Genomic DNA, 13,835 nt, shown 5'->3' with positions numbered 1-13,835 from the left:
CCCGACCCAGACGACGGGCCGGGCAGACGTCACCAGCGGTAGTGCGCGAAGGCCCGGTTGGACTCGGCCATCTTGTGGGTGTCCTCGCGGCGCTTGACCGAGGCGCCGAGGCCGTTGCTGGCGTCGAGCAGTTCGTTGGCCAGGCGCTCGACCATGGTCTTCTCCCGGCGCGCACGCGAGAAGTTGACCAGCCAGCGCAGGGCCAGGGTGTTGGCGCGGCCCGGACGGACCTCGACCGGAACCTGGTAGGTGGCGCCACCGACGCGACGGGGCTTCACCTCCAGCGACGGCTTCACGTTGTCCAGCGCACGCTTGAGGGTCACGACCGGGTCGGTGCCGGTCTTCTCGCGCGCCTGCTCCAGGGCACCGTAGACGATGCGCTCGGCGGTGGACTTCTTGCCGTCCAGCAGGATCTTGTTGACCAGCTGAGTAACCAGCGGCGAACCGTAGACCGGGTCGTTGATCAGCGGACGCTTGGGTGCGGGGCCCTTGCGTGGCATATCAGCTCTTCTCCTTCTTGGCGCCGTAACGGCTGCGGGCCTGCTTGCGGTTCTTCACACCCTGGGTGTCGAGGGAGCCACGGATGATCTTGTAGCGCACACCCGGGAGGTCCTTCACACGACCGCCGCGCACGAGCACCATCGAGTGCTCCTGCAGGTTGTGACCCTCGCCGGGGATGTAGGCCGTGACCTCGACCGAGCTGGTCAGGCGAACACGCGCGACCTTGCGCAGCGCGGAGTTCGGCTTCTTCGGAGTCGTGGTGTACACGCGGGTGCACACGCCACGACGCTGCGGGCTCCCCTTCAGGGCCGCGGTCTTCGTCTTGGCGACCTTGTCGCGGCGACCCTTGCGGACCAGCTGGTTGATGGTTGGCATAGACCGGCTTTCCTTATTAGTTAACGCGGTGTGTGGACTTCATGTCTGTTTTAAGTTCGCGGCGCTCCCGGGGCCGTTCGTGGTCGCGCTGGCTTCCACTTCCGGCCCGTCGTTCACACCGCTGTCATCGAGCTTTCACTCGCACGTCCGGCCACGTTTCTCGCGTCCCGAGGTCGGGCGTGTCGCGCGCGGCGCGGAGCCCTGATTCCGGGCACGCTGGAGTCGTCGGCCGCTCTCGCTGGCCTACGGTCACGCACGAACTTGCCCGTATGCTTCCGGGCACAGCGATCCACGATACCCGTGGCCGGGACACAGGGTCAAAGCGGGTCGGTTCCGCAACCGTCTACCTGGCCAGGTTCAAGGTCATTTCCATCAACTTCTCGGCCGCGTCGCAAGGGTCGGGGTGCGCCGAGCCGGGCCGGTAGTTGATCCACCAGCCGATCACCCCGTTGTCCGGGGCGCTCGCCGTCACACCACACGAGTCCGGGTCCTTCGGCCTGCGGATCTGCAGCGCGAGCGAACTCTGAATGGTGATGTTGGTGGTTTCGTAGCCGAGCTTGTTGTTCGTCTGCTTCTCGTTGCTCAGCGTTCCGTTCTCGTACCAGTTCAGCGTGGCCATGCCGTTGCCGCCGGGCGCTCCGATCAGGTCCCACATGCAGACCGCGCCGAAGAACGAGTCCGAGGCCGAGACGCTCTCACCGATCGCCTTGCCGATCTGCTCATCGGAGAGGATCTCGCATTCCCGCAGCAGTTTGTCCAGCCTGGTGTTGACCGGCTGACTTCCGCCGACCGGCTGCGCGGTCCCGGAGACCACCTCACTGCACCCGCCCACGGACAACGCGAGGGCCGCGGCGACGGCGACCGCGGCCGCGGCGCGCCTGTGCAGGTCTCGACCGACGTTCACACTCCACCCCTCACTGAATTCGCTGCAGCGTCAGCTCGGCGAGCGCGCGGCTCCGGTCGCACGGGTTACCGGTCACCGCGCCGAACGATCCGATATTCGTCGACCACTCGAAGAAATCGTCTCCGAGTTGCACCGCCAGATCACAGATCGTGCCGCTCGGGTCCAAAGCGGCGAATCCGTCGCGCCCGGCCACGGTTATCGGATCGGGCGCGCGGCCGTTGACGGTCACCCACGCCCGCTCACGCTCGATGGGACTACCTCGATAGGAAGCGAAAGTGATACTGGGAGAACCGATTCCGGCCGACTGCCAATTGCATCCGACGGCGTTGCGGAACACCCCGGAAATCCGGCCGAGGCCACCGCGATCGCGCACCTCGTCGTCGGTCACGTGACCACACTCGCCGACGAACGGGCCGAGCGGCACCACCTTCGGCGCGGGCCGCGAAGGACCCGAGTCCTCGGACTCCCCGCCCGAACCGCAGCCCGCCAGCGTGAGCACCAAGGCTGTCGCGAGGACGACCGCTGACTTGATCCGCATGGCATGAACTCTACCGACGAGGCGGCTCGAGCGGCTCGACAAGATCGCCCGCCGCCGGGCAACGACCGGCCGATGATCCGAGCGGATGCGCGGCAGCACGCGAGAGTGCGCGCCGGGCCCCGACAGCAGCCGGTCACAAATTGCCCCGGGCCTCCTGTTCGCGTTCGATCGCCTGGAACAGCGCCTTGAAATTCCCCTTGCCGAAACCGAGGGAGCCGTGGCGTTCGATGAGTTCGAAGAACACCGTAGGGCGGTCGGTGAGCGGCCTGGTGAAGATCTGCAGGAGGTAGCCGTCCTCGTCCCGGTCGACCAGGATGCCGCGGCGCTGGAGTTCTTCGACCGGGACGCGGACCCGGCCGATGCGGGCGCGCAGTTCGGGGTCCTCGTAGTAGGCGGCGGGTGTCTCCAGGAACTCGACTCCCTCGCGGCGCAAGGCGTCCACGCAGGTGAGGATGTCGCCGGTGGCGAGCGCGATGTGCTGGACGCCGGGCCCACGGTAGAACTCCAGGTACTCATCGATCTGTGAGCGCTTCTTGCCGGCGGCGGGCTCGTTGAGGGGGAACTTCACCCGGTGGTTGCCGTTGGCGACGACCTTGCTCATCAGCGCCGAGTACTCGGTGGCGATGTCGTCGCCGACGAATTCGGCCATATTCGTGAAACCCATGACGCGCCGGTAGAACTCGACCCACTCGTCCATCTGCCCGAGTTCCACATTGCCGACGACGTGGTCGATCGCCTGGAACAACCGGGTTGGCGCGCCGTCGCGGCGCTGATAGTCGGACCGGCGGGCGACATAGCCCGGCAGGTAGGGCCCGTAATAGCCGGACCGGTCGACCAAGGTGTGCCTGGTTTCGCCATAGGTGGCCAGCGCGGCCGAGCGCACCGTGCCGAAGTCGTCGGTGTCGTCGTGCGGTTCGACCAGAACGGTGGCGCCGTGCGCGCGCGCCCACGCCACACAGCGATCGACGTCGGGCACTTGGAGGGCGATGTCGATCACGCCGTCGCCGTGCCGATCGTGGTGGGCGACCAGCGGACTGTCCGGGTCCACCGCTCCGGTGACCACGAAACGCGCCGCGCCGCTGCGCAAGACGAACGCCTTGTGATCGCGATTGCCGGTCTCCGGACCGGCGTACGCCTCCAACCGCATCCCGAAGGCGGATTCCAGGAAATGCGCGGTCTGAGTGGCGTTGCCGACGACCCAGACCAGGGCGTCCCACCCGATGACCGGGAACGGGTCACCGCTGTCGTCGTGGTCGACCAACCCGACGAGCGTGCGCAGTTCGCCGTCGCTGGGAACCGCGCCGGACCGTGCGTTCGGCAGGTGCTCGATGGTCATGCTCCAAGGAAATCGCCGAGTCGGCGGAGTAGGCAACAGCGTCAACTCTCGATAGACAGTGTGGCGAATTCGGCTAGGAACCGGCGGGCGATGCTGGACAATTTGAATAGCATCGACGCGGCGGGCAGCGAGCCCGTCCGAGTGCTGGAACGGAGGCGGTCATGGCGCGCACACCGGCGAAGCTGGACGAACTCGATCTCGCCATCCTCACGGCGATGCACGAGTACCAGAAAGCGGGCATTCTCGAGCTGTCCCGCCGGACCAAGGTCGCCAGGGCCACGGTGCAATCACGGATCGCGCGCATGGAGGAGTCCGGCGTGATCGCCTCCTACGACCCGCAGATCGATGTCACGGCGGCGGGGTTCGACGTGCAGGCGTTCGTCACGCTGGAGATCGCCCAGGGGGCGCTGGACACCGTGGCGGCCGAACTGCACGCCATCCCGGGCGTGCTGGAGGCCTATGCCACCACCGGCACCGGCGACGTGTTGTGCCGGATCGGGGCCGACTCGCACGCCGGGTTGCAGGCCGTGCTGCTGAGCATCGACCGGACCTCCTCGGTGGCGCGCTCGCACAGCGTCATCGTGCTGTCCACCGTGGTGTCACGCCGGGCGCTGCCGCTGCTGCGCACGCTCAGCCCGACCGGGACCACCAAGGCGCCCGCCTATCGCCCGACCCGCGAGCCGTAGCCGATCCGGCTCAGTGGCGCAGGTCGGCCCCCACGTCGAGAATCTCCACACTTCCCTGCTTGCCCGCCTCGAGGAAGGCGAGCAGAGCGTGCGCCTCCGCCTCGACCTCGGCGCGCTCCGCCTTCGTCCAGTTCCGGGTGGGGCTGATGCGCAGCCGGGCGGTCGCGGCATTCGCGAAGACCTTGTACAGACCCGCGAGAAAACCGTCGACCAGCACCGGGGAGACCTGAGCGGCGAAGGAGCGCAGTGGTGGAGGCGCCCCATCGGGCACGATCCGGGTCCGGTCCTGATGGGAGAGCAGCGCGTTGTCGTACCAGCCGAGCAGGCGCACCGGAGCCGGGGTGTCCGGATCGGCCAACTCGATGTGGGCGACGTCGTAGAGCGTGCGGCCCCGCTCGTCGGTGTAGGCGCGCACCCGATCGCCGAGCTCCGCGACGGCCCGCTTCATGCCGAGCAGCCTCGACCAGGTCTGCATGTCCATCGTGCTCGCCGGGCCGAAGGCGCACAGGTATCGGAAGAGCAACTCCGCCAAGGGATACGTGGGGTCCAGCGGTGCGCCCAGCCAGGGCTCGACCCGCGACCAGATCGGCCTGCTGTTGTCCTTCCACTTCCCGCGCGGCGGAGTCTGCAGGACCGGCAGTTGATACAGCCAGGTCTGCACCACCGCCCCCGGGTCGCGATCGGGGTACAACTCGGTGGCGCGGGCGCGCAGGTCCGCGGCGGACATCGGCTCGTCGCCGAGCACGGCCTCACCGTGCCGGCGCACCTCGTCGGGATCCAGTCCCACCATTGCGCCGTAGTTGAAGCCCTTGCGGAAGGGCGCTTTCTCCAGTTCCGGCTGCACGTGCGGGGCGATCCGCAGCGCGTCGGGCGGCGTGACCATGTGAATGGTCCCCCGCATCAAGGTGATCCGGACCAGGGAACGGTCCTCCAGCGCGTCCGACACCGCCGCCGGATCGAACGCCGCGACGCGGCTCCACAATCCGACGAACGGCGGCGGCGAATCCTGCGCCTGCAACCCGACGAGGTGGTCGCACATCTGCTGCGCGGTCAGCCGCGAGCGCTCGAGCAGGTGCTGGCGAGCCAGCAGGGTCCGATTGAGAATCCGATTGGACAGCTTCATGACGCGGGCAGGCCGGCAGTCGTCAGCGCACCGTCACCACGACTTTGCCGGTGGCCGTCCGGTTGTCCAGCGACGCGACGGCCTCGGCGGCCTTGTCCAGCGGGTACAGCACCGGCTGCGGCGCCGCGATCTTGCCGGAGGCCAGCAGCGGCTCCACCTCGGCCCACTGCTCCTGCAGGTAGCCCGGGTGCGACATCACCCATTCGCCCCAGGCCGCGCCGGTCACCTCGACGTTCTTCAGCAGCAGCCGGTTGACCTTCACCGTCGGGATCTCCCCCGCGGTGAAGCCGACGACCAGCAACCGGCCCGCCGAGGCGAGCGAGCGGATGCTGTCGGTGAAACGGTCGCCGCCGACCGGGTCGAGCACGATGTCGACGCCGCGACCACCGGTCAGCTCCTTCACCGCCGCGAGCCAGCCGTCGGTGAGCACCACGTCGGTCGCGCCGTTGGCGCGCGCCACCTCGGCCTTCGCCTCGGTGCTCACCACGGCGATCACCCGGCCCGCACCGAGCGCGGCCGCCATCCGCAGGGTCGAGGTGCCGATGCCGCCCGCGGCGCCGTGCACCAGGACCGTCTCGCCCTCCGCCAGCCTGCCGCGGGTGCGCAGGCAGAAGTGCACGGTCAGATCGTTGAACAGGATGCCCGCGCCCGCCTCCAGCGAGACGTTGTCCGGGAGCCGGAACACCATCTGGGTGGGCGTGACAGCGGTCTCGGCCATCGCGTTGCCGAGCATGGTCAACGCGACCACCCGGTCACCGGGCCGCACGTGCGCGTCCTCGGGGGCTTCCCGCACGATGCCTGCGACCTCTCCGCCGACGACGAACGGCAGCTCGGGCTTCATCTGGTACAGGCCGCGCGTCATCAGCACGTCCGGGAAGGCCACGCCCGCCGCGTGCACGTCGATCACGACGCCGCCCGGGAAAGCCGCGGGCTCCGGAATATCGACGATCCGAACCGCTTCCGGTCCTTCCAGCTTGCTGACCTGGGCTGCGCGCATGTGCTGACCTCTCTGTCCTCGCGTCGGCATGATCCGTGCCGACGCCACACCGACAACATAACGGTCGCGGCTCGATGACGCCCATCGGCACCACCCGATTTTGTTATGCTGGCCGCGACCTCACGGTCGGGAGGGAAGGGGGATTCATGGTCGAGCAAAACCAGTCGGGACCTGCGACGACGATGCAGGTCGACCCAGCGGCGCTGCGCTCCTTCGCACAGACGCTGCGCACGGAGGCCACCTCGGTCACCGACCTCGGCGCGGGCGATGGTTTCGGCGCCGTCGCCGGGGCGCTGCCCGGCACCGACTTCGCCCCCGTGGCCCAGCGCGCGAACGACGCCGTGCACCGCTGCCTGGAGCGGATCGGGTCGCGGCTCACCACGATCGCGGACAACCTGCACAACGCGGCGGGCAAGTACGAGCTGGCCGAGGACGACTTCGCGGCGAAGCTGCGCGCCATCGGACTCCAGCTGCCATGACGCTCACCATCCCCGACGTCGCGAACTGGCAGCCGGAGCAGCTTTCGGCGGCGGGCGGGCTCGCCGAACAGATGTCGCAGGGCCTCGACACCGCTGTCGGCAAGGGCGCGGAGGACACCCGAGCGCTCGCCGACGCGAAGAAGTGGTCCGGCTCCGCGGGCGACGCCGCGAACGGCAGGATGCAGACCGAGAAGACCCGCGCCTCCGCGGTGAGCGCCGCCCTGCTCGAGCTGAAGACCGCACTCACCGCCCAGGTGCAGAATTTGATCGAGGCGAAAGCCAAGGTACTGAGCTTGCGCGACGACGCGCTGAACCAGACGCCGCCCTTCGATGTCGCGCCCAACGGCGCCGTGGACGCCAAGACCCGGATCGACAACCTGCGCGCGCACGCGGACAAGGCCGACGTGGAAGGGCTCGTCTTCCAGGAAGCGCTCCAAGCGGCCACACGGACGTGGGAGCTCACCAACGCGCTGAAGACCGCCGAGGACGTGGCGAACCAGGCGAAGATCCAGTTGGAGGGCGCGGTCGGAAAGTTGGAGGCGGCGTTCGCCGAGCTCGGGGAGCCGAGCGCGAACGTGCCCGCGGCCCCCACTGCGCCCGCTGCCACCGCACCGGCGAGTACGTCGGCCACCCCGGTCGCGAATCCCTCGTCGGACCGGCCGAGCCAGCTGATGTCGGGGCAGAACAATTCCGGCTCGTCGTCGGGCACGCCGTATCACGGTGTCCCGAGTTCGTCCGCGCCGACCGGCCCGCTGCCGAGCGGTGACGTCGCGCGATGGATCTCCGAGGCCAAGCAGAAGCTCATCGCGATGGGGTACGCCCCCGAGGACATCGATGAGCGGGCGATCGCGTTGATCATCCAGCACGAGTCCGCGGGCAACCCGTACGCGGAGAACCGCTGGGACAGCAACTGGGTGGCCGGGCATCCGTCGAAGGGTCTGATGCAGACCATCGACAGCACATTCAGCGCGTACAAGGCGCCTGGTCACGACGACATCTGGAATCCGGTCGACAACATCATCGCCGGAGTGCGGTACTCGATCGACCGCTACGGCTCGCTCGGCAACGTCCCCGGTGTCGCCGCCGTGAACTCGGGCGGCGCCTACCAGGGTTACTGAGCCCAGCACCACGGTGACCTGCGCCTCCGCGCGGCCGCGACCGGTCGCTGCCGCCCGATGGGACGGGTCCGCAGTCCCGGACGTCGGACGGAAGACCCCATTTCCGCTGGCCCAGGTCCCGGCAGGCGGACTATTAAGGAGGTACGGACGGCTCGACGCGAGGGTGTGACGTACGCCCCGTAAAGTCGTCACAACAGCACCGCATGAAGAAACGCGGCACACCGTGCAGCGCGAGGAGCACAAGTGTCACTCGATCAGCCACTCGCCCCGCTTCCCCAGGAGGGCATGGGCTTTGCTTCGGCGTGGCCCGTCCGGGCTGGTGATGTGGATCCCTATGACCGGTTGCGGTTCGATGCCGTCGCCCGCTACCTGCAAGATATCGCCTGGGAAAACCTGCATAGGACGTTCTTCCACCGGACCGACCCGAACTGGATCGTCCGCCGGACGGTCATCGATGTCATCCGCCCGATTCTGTGGCCGGACGAGGTGCAGCTGCTGCGGTGGTGCTCGGCGATGTCCACCCGGTGGACGAACATGCGCGTGCGGATCACCAGCGGAAACGGCGGATTGATCGAGACAGAGGGCTTCTGGATCAATATCAGCGAGTCCACCGGGATGCCCGCGCGGATCAGCGACGAGGGCCTCGCCTACCTCGCTCGCACGTCCACCGAGCACCGCCTGCGGTGGCGGCCGTACCTGACCGACGCCACGCCCCCGGAGTCGGACACCGACCTGCCGTTCCCGGTGCGCGCCACCGACATCGACCAGTACAACCACGTCAACAACGCCTGTTACTGGCAGGCGGTGGAACAGTTCCTGGTCGAATACCCGAAGCTGCTCGCGGGGCCGCATCGAGCGGTGATCGAATACGTGGCGCCGGTGCTGGCACGTCAGCATGTGAGCGTGCGCAGCCGGTACGAGCCGGGTGACCGCACGGGGCAGCCGGTGCTGCGGCTGTGGTTCGTGGTCGGCGGAACCACCACAACAGTAGTCCGCATCATGCCGCTGCCCGCCTCTCCGGGTATTCAGGCCGTACCAGTCGAGTGACGCGGAATTCGCGTTCAGGTCCCGCGTTGGGTGACCGGTCGGGTTTTGGACGTACCCGGTGAGTTACCCCGCCGGTCGGATCTCGGGGATCCGACCGGCGTCCTGATCGTCAGCCGCGGGAGGCTTTGAGGAGGTCTTCCCGGGTGGTGAACTTGATCCGGGGGCGGCCCGCGGACTTGCCCGCGGACTTCTCCGCTTGGTCGATCGCTCGCCAGCCCGCGCGGTCGACCAGGTCGGCCTGACGCTCGGCGAGCAGTGCCTTCAGGGCGGCGCGGTCGGCTTGCGGCGCAGCGAGTTTGCCCGCGGTGAAGTCGGCGAGCAGCAGCTCCACCGTCTCCTCGGAGTCGATCCGGTTCGAACCGATGACACCGCGAGGGCCGCGCTTGATCCACCCGCTGACGTACACGCCGCTCAGCATCGTCCCGTCCTCGCCGATGACCCGGCCGTGCTCGTTCGGCACGACACCGCGCCGCTCGTCGAACGGCAGCTCGCCGACCCGCTCACCGCGGTAGCCGATCGACCGCAGCACCAGCGAGGTGTCGATGCTCTCGGTGCGGTCGGTCGGCCGCGCCACGAGCTGACCGTTTTCCTCGAACAGCTCGTTGTGCACGATTTCGATGGACTCGACCCGCTCGGTGCCGGTGAGGGCGGTGGGCGAAGTCAGGTAGCGGAACACGATCCGCTTGTTGCCTTCGGCCCTGCGGCCCCCGGCGTACTCCTGGGCCAGGGTGTACTTCAACGCCAGCGACGGCTCCACCTGCGGATCGTCCACGATCGCCTGGCTGGCGTGATCCAGTTCCAGGTCGGTCTCGTCCACGACCACGTCCACGCCCTTCAGATGCGCGAGCGCCAGGAATTCCGGCGAGGTGTAGGCCGCCTGGAGCGGACCCCGCCTGCCGAGTACGACGACTTCGCGAATATTGCTCTGCCGCAGAGTCTCCAGCGCGTGGTCGGCGATATCGGTCTTGGCGAGTTCGTCCGGGTCGACGGTCAGCACGCGCGCCACGTCCAATGCGACATTGCCGTTGCCGACGATCACGGCCCGCTCGCCGGACAGGTCGAAGGTCCGGTCGGCGAAGTCGGGGTGGCCGTTGTACCAGGCGACGAACTCGGTGGCGGAGTGGCTGCCCGGCAGGTCCTCCCCCGGGACGCCCATCCTGCGGTCGCTCGAGGCTCCCACCGCGTAGATCACCGCGTGGTGGTGGCGCAGCAGTTCCTCGTGCGAGATGTGCGTGCCCACTTCGACATTGAGGTAGTACTGCAACGTCTCACGGCGGAACGCGGACTCGAACATGCCCGAGACCGTCTTGGTGCCGGGGTGATCAGGCGCGACGCCCGCCCGGACCAGGCCCCAGGGGGTGGGCAGCCGGTCGAACATCTCGATTTCCACGTCGGCCCTGCGCAGCAGTTCGTCGGCCGCGTAGCAGGCCGCGGGGCCCGCGCCGACGATCGCGACCCGCAGGGTGCCCAGCTCCTTCGGCGGCCGCGCGGGGGTGACGATCGGATCGAAGTTCGACTCCAGCGGATGCCGTTGGAAGTAGGCGGCATTGATGTCGCGGAACCGCGCCAGCGAAGCCGTCAGGTCGTCCTCGGAGAAGATGGCCTCCACCGGGCACGCGTCGACACAGGCGCCGCAGTCGATACAGGTGTCGGGGTCGATGTAGAGCATCTCGGTCGTCGCGAACTCCGGCTGATCCGGGGTGGGACGGATGCAGTCGACCGGGCACTCGGAGACGCAGCTGGCGTCGTTGCAACAACGCTGCGTGATTACGTAGGCCATATTGTGCTGATCCTCGAAGAAGTACGTGGGCTGTGGCCACCCATGGGGTTGTGGTGGACAGATGAGCGGCGTCCGTCACGATCGCCACGGGGGTCGCCCGCGGCGGCGCGTGATGTGATGCCGCTTTCAGTTTGCCTCGAGTGTGGTCGAGACCTCGCGCCCGGAGGCCTTACCGTATCTGCATGGCGCGGACTCTGATCCTCATGCGGCACGGCAAATCGGCGTATCCGGAGGGCGTCGACGATCACGAGCGACCGCTGGCTCCGCGCGGTCGGCGCGAAGCCGGACTCGCGGGCGGGTGGTTGCGCGACACCCAGCCGCCGATCGACGCCGTGCGCTGTTCCACCGCCACGCGGACCCGCGAGACGCTGACTGCCACTGGCATCACCGCGCCGGTCGTCTTCGAAGCGGGTATCTACGAGGCCGCGCCGGAGACGCTCATCGAACTGGTCCGGCTCAGCGACGACGACGTCGCGACCCTGCTGGTGATCGGGCACGCGCCCGGCATGCCGTGGACGGCGTGGGAGCTGGCGGGCAATCGCGACGGCGCGGCCGCCGTCGAACTCAGCCGGAAGTTCCCGACCTCGGCGCTGGCGGTGCTGCGCTTCGACCGCGCCTGGGCGGACGTCGACACAGGTACCGGAGAGCTGACACACTTCCACATTCCGCGCTGACCGCACGCGGTGAACGCGCGGTCAGCGCAGTAACCTGCCGCCGACCACGACGACCGCACCCAGGACGAGCAGCAGCGCGAACGCGGCGAGGCCGCCGAACAACCACCACACCACGCCGAGCGCGAGCGCGAACGGCGCGATCGCGACCGCGGTGATCACCGGGCTTTCCTTGACCGTCGCCCAGGCCGAACGAGCCCTGATGCGGTCGATGTCCTTTCCAGGCATGTTCCCAGCGTAGGCCGGAATCCGGGACTTTGTCGGCGCACGATGGAATGCTCGCCGGATGGACTGGAAAATCGAGCTCGTCGCCATTCCGGTGACCGACGTCGACCGCGCCAAGGATTTCTACACCAAGATCGGCTTCCAGGCCGATCACGACCACCGGGTCAACGAGAACCTGCGCTTCGTGCAGCTGACCCCGCCCGGTTCCGGTTGCTCCATCTGCTTGGGCGAGGGCATCACCGAGGCGGCGCCGGGCAGCGTCGAAGGCATGCAGATGGTGGTCGCCAGCGCCGAGGACGCCTACCAGCAGTTGATCGCCGCCGGTGTGGACGCCACTCCGGTCCAGGACCTCGGCTGGGGCCTGTTCACCTTCTTCGCCGATCCGGACGGCAACAAGTGGGCGGTCCAGCAAATGCCCGACTACAGCTGAGGCGCACGATCCTTCCCACGGAATTCGCCGACCGGCGGGCGCTGGAAAATCGAGAACAACTCTTGCTTGGAGTGCACTCCAGGTGACTAGCGTCGTCGTTGTTCAACGGGAAAGGCGAGTGCAGTGAGCGTTCGAGAACACAGCGCAATCGTGAACGAAACCGCGTCTCCTGCGCACGACGACCGGGAGCTGCCGCGGTATTCGATCGGAGAGGTGTCCGAGCGGTCGGGGCTGAGCCGGGACACGCTGCGCTGGTACGAGCGGATCGGGTTGATGGACTACATCGGCCGGGACCACTCCGGCAAGCGCCGGTTCAGCGACCGGGATCTGGAATGGCTGGCGCTGATCGGCCGCCTGCGCACGACCGGTATGTCCGTGGCGGACATGGTCCGCTACGCCGAGCTGGTGCGGGCCGGAGACGCCACGCTCCCGCAGCGGCTGGAGATGTTCCGGGACACCCGCGCCGACGTACTCGCCAAGATCGATGAACTTCGTCAGACCCTGGCCGTGCTGGACCACAAGATCGCCCTGTACGAGGGCAAAGTCGAGGCGGACCAGCCGGACATGGTCACCGCGCACGACAGCGAAGGGATCAAGGTATGACAACGGTCGGCACGCTTCCCACCACCACACTGGGCACCGGCGGCATCCAGGTGGCGACGCAGGGCCTCGGCTGCATGGGCATGAGCGAGTTCTACGGGCCCAGCGACCTCACCGAGTCCCGGGCCACCCTGGATCGGGCGCTGGAGCTGGGCGTCACGCTGTTCGACACCGCCGACGTGTACGGCTCCGGGCACAACGAGGAATTCCTCAGCGATTTCGTCGGCGCCGAGCGCGACCGGGTGGTCCTCGCCACCAAGTTCGGCATCGTCCGCAAGGCCGACGACCCGGCCTACCGGGGCTTCGACAACTCCCCCGCCTACATCCGCGGCTCGGTGGAGGGCAGCCTGCGCAGGCTCCGGATCGACACCATCGATCTGTACTACATGCACCGCAAGGACCCCGCCGTGCCGATCGAGGACACGGTCGGCGCGATGGCGGAATTGGTGCGGGAGGGCAAGGTCCGTGCACTCGGCCTGTCCGAAGTGACCGGGGCCGAATTGCGTGCGGCGCACGCGGTGCATCCGATCGCGGCCGTGCAGTCGGAATGGTCGCTGTTCTCCCGCGACGTCGAACGCACCGTGGTATCCGCGGCGGCGGAGCTGGGCGTGACGTTCGTGCCGTACTCACCGCTGGGACGCGGCTTCCTCACCGGCTCGTTCACCGGCACCACGGACGCGAAGGACTTCCGTTCCTCGATGCCGCGGTTCTCCGGCGAGAACGCGACCCGCAATGCCGAGCTGCTCGGCCCGCTGCGCGCCATCGCCGAAGCGCGCGGCATCACGTTGGCGCAGGTGGCACTGGCCTGGGTGCACGCACAGGCCGGTGTGCACGGCCTCGCGGTGGTCCCGATTCCCGGCACCCGAAGCCGGACCCGGCTCACGGACAACGTGGCCGCCGCGACGATCGCGCTCACCGCCGACGAATTGGCGACGCTGGAACCGATCGCGGGCCAGGTCGCCGGAAATCGGTACGCGGACATGACCTTCACGTCGGCGGGCAGGGAATAACCCACACCAGAACAG

General features: G+C 68.2%; 17 protein-coding genes. 8 read left to right on the top strand and 9 right to left on the bottom strand.

What is annotated here, in order from left to right; all coding sequences use genetic code 11:
- Positions 1-29 precede the first annotated feature (29 nt).
- The 5 genes from rpsG to hppD all read right to left on the bottom strand — a co-directional run bounded on the left by rpsG (position 30) and on the right by hppD (position 3,654).
- On the bottom strand, positions 30-500 hold the full coding sequence (gene rpsG / locus IU450_RS37390) for a 30S ribosomal protein S7 (protein ID WP_014353063.1): 471 nt from the start codon (positions 498-500) through the stop codon (positions 30-32).
- A 1-nt stretch (position 501) separates the two neighbouring features.
- The gene (rpsL, locus tag IU450_RS37385; protein WP_039801925.1) at positions 502-876 is read right to left on the bottom strand and encodes a 30S ribosomal protein S12; all 375 of its coding nucleotides are present in this window, start codon (positions 874-876) and stop codon (positions 502-504) included.
- A 343-nt stretch (positions 877-1,219) separates the two neighbouring features.
- A complete protein-coding gene (locus IU450_RS37380; RefSeq protein ID WP_324197962.1) occupies positions 1,220-1,780 on the bottom strand; it encodes a DUF3558 domain-containing protein in 561 nt (186 codons plus the stop codon).
- A 10-nt stretch (positions 1,781-1,790) separates the two neighbouring features.
- The gene (locus IU450_RS37375) at positions 1,791-2,318 is read right to left on the bottom strand and encodes a DUF3558 domain-containing protein (RefSeq protein ID WP_195154447.1); all 528 of its coding nucleotides are present in this window, start codon (positions 2,316-2,318) and stop codon (positions 1,791-1,793) included.
- 133 nt (positions 2,319-2,451) lie between these two features.
- Entirely contained in the window at positions 2,452-3,654 is a 1,203-nt protein-coding gene (gene hppD, locus IU450_RS37370) for a 4-hydroxyphenylpyruvate dioxygenase (RefSeq protein ID WP_195154446.1), read from the bottom strand.
- Between the two features lie 161 nt (positions 3,655-3,815).
- Here hppD and IU450_RS37365 point away from each other — a divergent pair, with 161 nt between their 5' ends.
- Positions 3,816-4,340 carry an Lrp/AsnC family transcriptional regulator gene (locus IU450_RS37365; protein WP_043698838.1) on the top strand — a complete coding sequence of 175 codons (525 nt, stop codon included), beginning with the start codon at positions 3,816-3,818 and terminating at the stop codon, positions 4,338-4,340.
- 10 nt (positions 4,341-4,350) lie between these two features.
- Here IU450_RS37365 and IU450_RS37360 read toward each other — a convergent pair whose 3' ends face one another.
- Positions 4,351-5,463 carry a winged helix DNA-binding domain-containing protein gene (locus IU450_RS37360; RefSeq protein ID WP_195154445.1) on the bottom strand — a complete coding sequence of 371 codons (1,113 nt, stop codon included), beginning with the start codon at positions 5,461-5,463 and terminating at the stop codon, positions 4,351-4,353.
- A gap of 22 nt (positions 5,464-5,485) precedes the next feature.
- Positions 5,486-6,460: an NADPH:quinone oxidoreductase family protein gene (locus tag IU450_RS37355; RefSeq protein WP_195154444.1), complete on the bottom strand. Its 975-nt coding sequence runs from the start codon at positions 6,458-6,460 to the stop codon at positions 5,486-5,488.
- Positions 6,461-6,606: 146 nt separating this feature from the next.
- Between IU450_RS37355 and IU450_RS37350 the strand changes: the two genes are divergently transcribed.
- From IU450_RS37350 to IU450_RS37340, 3 genes are all read left to right on the top strand, one after another.
- On the top strand, positions 6,607-6,939 hold the full coding sequence (locus IU450_RS37350; protein ID WP_195154443.1) for a type VII secretion target: 333 nt from the start codon (positions 6,607-6,609) through the stop codon (positions 6,937-6,939).
- Complete coding sequence (locus IU450_RS37345; RefSeq protein ID WP_195154442.1) at positions 6,936-8,057, top strand: transglycosylase SLT domain-containing protein; 1,122 nt, start codon at positions 6,936-6,938, stop codon at positions 8,055-8,057. The genes IU450_RS37350 and IU450_RS37345 overlap by 4 nt, the downstream gene beginning before the upstream one ends.
- A gap of 243 nt (positions 8,058-8,300) precedes the next feature.
- Positions 8,301-9,104: an acyl-[acyl-carrier-protein] thioesterase gene (locus tag IU450_RS37340; protein WP_195154441.1), complete on the top strand. Its 804-nt coding sequence runs from the start codon at positions 8,301-8,303 to the stop codon at positions 9,102-9,104.
- Between the two features lie 109 nt (positions 9,105-9,213).
- On the opposite strand, the gene IU450_RS37335 is transcribed toward IU450_RS37340, so the two are convergent.
- A complete protein-coding gene (locus tag IU450_RS37335; protein WP_195154440.1) occupies positions 9,214-10,884 on the bottom strand; it encodes an FAD-dependent oxidoreductase in 1,671 nt (556 codons plus the stop codon).
- 182 nt (positions 10,885-11,066) lie between these two features.
- Here IU450_RS37335 and IU450_RS37330 point away from each other — a divergent pair, with 182 nt between their 5' ends.
- Complete coding sequence (locus IU450_RS37330; protein WP_195154439.1) at positions 11,067-11,558, top strand: SixA phosphatase family protein; 492 nt, start codon at positions 11,067-11,069, stop codon at positions 11,556-11,558.
- Between the two features lie 21 nt (positions 11,559-11,579).
- On the opposite strand, the gene IU450_RS37325 is transcribed toward IU450_RS37330, so the two are convergent.
- On the bottom strand, positions 11,580-11,783 hold the full coding sequence (locus IU450_RS37325) for a hypothetical protein (RefSeq protein ID WP_195154438.1): 204 nt from the start codon (positions 11,781-11,783) through the stop codon (positions 11,580-11,582).
- A gap of 58 nt (positions 11,784-11,841) precedes the next feature.
- Between IU450_RS37325 and IU450_RS37320 the strand changes: the two genes are divergently transcribed.
- The 3 genes from IU450_RS37320 to IU450_RS37310 all read left to right on the top strand — a co-directional run bounded on the left by IU450_RS37320 (position 11,842) and on the right by IU450_RS37310 (position 13,820).
- Positions 11,842-12,210 carry a glyoxalase superfamily protein gene (locus IU450_RS37320; RefSeq protein ID WP_195154437.1) on the top strand — a complete coding sequence of 123 codons (369 nt, stop codon included), beginning with the start codon at positions 11,842-11,844 and terminating at the stop codon, positions 12,208-12,210.
- Between the two features lie 150 nt (positions 12,211-12,360).
- Positions 12,361-12,813, top strand: coding sequence for a MerR family transcriptional regulator (locus tag IU450_RS37315; RefSeq protein WP_195154436.1), 453 nt, complete (start codon positions 12,361-12,363; stop codon positions 12,811-12,813).
- A complete protein-coding gene (locus IU450_RS37310; RefSeq protein WP_195154435.1) occupies positions 12,810-13,820 on the top strand; it encodes an aldo/keto reductase in 1,011 nt (336 codons plus the stop codon). Before IU450_RS37315 ends, IU450_RS37310 begins: the two co-directional genes overlap by 4 nt.
- The last annotated feature ends 15 nt before the right edge of the window (positions 13,821-13,835 follow it).

The sequence above is a fragment of the Nocardia abscessus genome (assembly GCF_015477775.1).
Classification (GTDB): domain Bacteria; phylum Actinomycetota; class Actinomycetes; order Mycobacteriales; family Mycobacteriaceae; genus Nocardia; species Nocardia abscessus_A.
The sequence above is the reverse complement of the archived record's forward strand: the minus strand, read 5'-3'. Positions and strand labels throughout refer to the sequence as shown.

Coding starts and splice junctions, on each gene's coding strand:
- rpsG (WP_014353063.1), bottom strand. CDS start 500: ATGCCACGCAAGGGCCCCGCACCCAAGCGTCCGCTGATCAACGACCCG.
- rpsL (WP_039801925.1), bottom strand. CDS start 876: ATGCCAACCATCAACCAGCTGGTCCGCAAGGGTCGCCGCGACAAGGTC.
- IU450_RS37375 (WP_195154447.1), bottom strand. CDS start 2,318: ATGCGGATCAAGTCAGCGGTCGTCCTCGCGACAGCCTTGGTGCTCACG.
- hppD (WP_195154446.1), bottom strand. CDS start 3,654: ATGACCATCGAGCACCTGCCGAACGCACGGTCCGGCGCGGTTCCCAGC.
- IU450_RS37365 (WP_043698838.1), top strand. CDS start 3,816: ATGGCGCGCACACCGGCGAAGCTGGACGAACTCGATCTCGCCATCCTC.
- IU450_RS37360 (WP_195154445.1), bottom strand. CDS start 5,463: ATGAAGCTGTCCAATCGGATTCTCAATCGGACCCTGCTGGCTCGCCAG.
- IU450_RS37355 (WP_195154444.1), bottom strand. CDS start 6,460: ATGCGCGCAGCCCAGGTCAGCAAGCTGGAAGGACCGGAAGCGGTTCGG.
- IU450_RS37350 (WP_195154443.1), top strand. CDS start 6,607: ATGGTCGAGCAAAACCAGTCGGGACCTGCGACGACGATGCAGGTCGAC.
- IU450_RS37345 (WP_195154442.1), top strand. CDS start 6,936: ATGACGCTCACCATCCCCGACGTCGCGAACTGGCAGCCGGAGCAGCTT.
- IU450_RS37335 (WP_195154440.1), bottom strand. CDS start 10,884: ATGGCCTACGTAATCACGCAGCGTTGTTGCAACGACGCCAGCTGCGTC.
- IU450_RS37330 (WP_195154439.1), top strand. CDS start 11,067: ATGGCGCGGACTCTGATCCTCATGCGGCACGGCAAATCGGCGTATCCG.
- IU450_RS37325 (WP_195154438.1), bottom strand. CDS start 11,783: ATGCCTGGAAAGGACATCGACCGCATCAGGGCTCGTTCGGCCTGGGCG.
- IU450_RS37320 (WP_195154437.1), top strand. CDS start 11,842: ATGGACTGGAAAATCGAGCTCGTCGCCATTCCGGTGACCGACGTCGAC.
- IU450_RS37310 (WP_195154435.1), top strand. CDS start 12,810: ATGACAACGGTCGGCACGCTTCCCACCACCACACTGGGCACCGGCGGC.